General features: G+C 64.3%; 2 protein-coding genes and 1 riboswitch. Of the genes, one reads left to right on the top strand and one right to left on the bottom strand.

The annotated features are described in order from the left end of the window. Window positions 1-499, bottom strand: a 499-nt coding sequence (locus VFE81_RS11295) for an SbmA/BacA-like family transporter (protein ID WP_325044680.1), incomplete at its 3' end; no start/stop codon positions are given. Window positions 500-865: 366 nt separating this feature from the next. After that, window positions 866-989: riboswitch (TPP riboswitch) on the top strand. Window positions 990-1,222: 233 nt separating this feature from the next. On the opposite strand from VFE81_RS11295, the gene VFE81_RS11290 reads away from it, so the two are divergent. After that, window positions 1,223-2,251: FAD-dependent oxidoreductase (locus VFE81_RS11290; RefSeq protein ID WP_325044679.1), on the top strand; the 1,029-nt coding region annotated here is incomplete at its 3' end.

Genomic DNA, 2,251 nt, shown 5'->3' with positions numbered 1-2,251 from the left:
CGAGCGTGACGAGCGTGGACAACAAGTCCAGCGACAACGACAGCGTGGTCGCGGCGAAAGACTGCAGGTCGTCGCTGATCCGCTGGTCGGGGTTGTCGGCGAGCCGGTCGCGTTCGATCCGGTAGAAGGCACTGTCGTGCAGCCATTCGTTGAGATAACGCGTAGTCAGCCACTGGCGCCAGCGGAAGCCGAGCATCTGGCGCAGATAGCGACCGTACACCGCGAGGATGATGAAGCCGAACGCGAGACCCGAGAACACCATGAGAAGGTGCGGAAAGTCGTGCACGTTCTTGGTCTGCAGCGCGTTGTAGAAGTCGGCGCTCCAGCGGTTCAGGCGCACGTTGATCCACACGACGAGCAGGTTCATCACGATGATCGCGATGAGCAGCCCCCACGCCGTTTTTCGTTCTTCTGAAACCCAGTAAGGTTTGATCAGGCTCCAGGCGGAGACTTTGTCGTCCGGCGGCAGCGCGGGGCTGGAAGCGGTATTCGGTGTCATGAGCATCCTGGTGAAGTGCTGGCCCATGCCGGGTTGGCCTCATTCGGGCCGGCCCAACAGTGGGTTTGCGGTGCGTGCCCCCGGGCGTCGTGCTCGACGAACGCACGTCCGGGTGAGCGTCCGATTCTGGCGCGAAGCCCTTAAGTGAAAATTAATTTCCGCCCGGGGGCCTCGCCTCGATACCGCATGTCGCGCATGCAACTAGCGTGTCGCCCGCGTGTGGCTCCTGCGGTATCCGGTCCTGGCATTGTGCCAGAGCGCTGCCTTCGGCCGTATTGATGAATCGAAAGATGGTGCCGGATCAACTATGCGCGACGGCACAGGTCGCTGTTTGCGGGCGCCGCGCCTTTTATGGTCTAATGACCTTCGACGAAACAGGGGTGCTTTGCCCACAGGCTGCGTGATTCTCACGCAGCGGCGGCGAGGCTGAGAGAGACCCTTTGCACCCGATCCGGGTAATACCGGCGCGGGAAGTTTCCGGAAGCAACCAGTCTTCCATTCCCCGCCGGGCGGCGTCCGTCATTGGACGCGTGTATTGCCCGGCCGGCCTCACCCGCCGGTTTCGTCCTGGGTACGTGCGTTTTTTTGGCCGTACGGAAAGGACTCGATGACCGCCTATTCTTCAGACATGTGTTTTGCTCGTCACCGCGCTTTCGTCGGTTATGTCGGTGTGCCGTGCTGCTTTAGCCCTGCTTGCCATTGCTGTGCTGCGGAGAGCGTGCGATGAATCGTCCTGCGCAACCCGATTTCGCGGTGCTGGGCGGCGGCCTGTGCGGGCGGTTGGTCGCCTGGCGTCTCGCCGGCCAGGGGCATCGCGTCGCCCTGTATGAACGTGGCGACGCAGCCGGTTCGCAAGCGGCAGCCTGGGTCGCAGCGGCAATGCTGGCGCCGCTCGCCGAAGCCGCCAGTGCTGAACTGCTGATTACGCGCCTCGGTGCGACTTCGCTCGAAACCTGGCCGCAAATCCTCGCTGAATTGCCTGAACCGGTGTTCTTTCAGCGCAATGGCACGCTGGTCGTATGGCATCACGCCGATCGCACCGAAGCGCCGTTATTCGAACGCCGTGTACGCTCGAACGCGCCGGCTGAATTGCTCGACGGCGGCTTCGTGACGCTGACGGGTGCTCAGGTCGGCGCCGCCGAGCCCGCGTTGGCGGGTCGCTTCAACCAGGGGTGGCTGCTGCCGCGCGAAGGCCAACTGGATAACCGTCAGGTACTGTCCGCGCTGGCCGCCGGCCTCGCCGAACGCGGCGTCGAAACGCACTGGAACACACCGGTCGACGATCATGCGTTGCCGCCCGCGCGCGTCACGATCGACTGCCGGGGTTTGGGCGCGAAGCCCGTGCTGCCCACGCTGCGCGGCATCCGCGGCGAAGTCGCACGCGTGCATGCGCCGGGTATCAAGCTGACGCGGCCGGTGCGTCTGCTGCATCCGCGCTATCCGCTGTATATCGCGCCGAAGCCGGATGATCTCTACGTGATCGGCGCGACCGAGGTGGAAGGCGAGGACATGTCGCCGGTCAGCGTGCGCTCGGCGCTCGAGTTGTTGAGCGCGGCGTTTTCCGTGCATCCAGGCTTTGGCGAGGCCCGCATCCTCGAACTGAATTCGCAGTGCCGCCCGACTTTGCCGGACCACCGTCCGGCTTTGCTGTGGGATGGCGCGCAGACACTGCGCGTGAACGGCCTGTACCGGCACGGCTACATGATCGTGCCCGAAGTCGCCGACGAAGCCGTGCGCTTCGCCGCGGCTTTG

Source organism: Paraburkholderia sp. (genome assembly GCF_035656215.1).
Lineage (GTDB): Bacteria > Pseudomonadota > Gammaproteobacteria > Burkholderiales > Burkholderiaceae > Paraburkholderia.
Note: the sequence above shows the minus strand (reverse complement) of the source record. Positions and strands in the feature narration are given on the sequence as shown.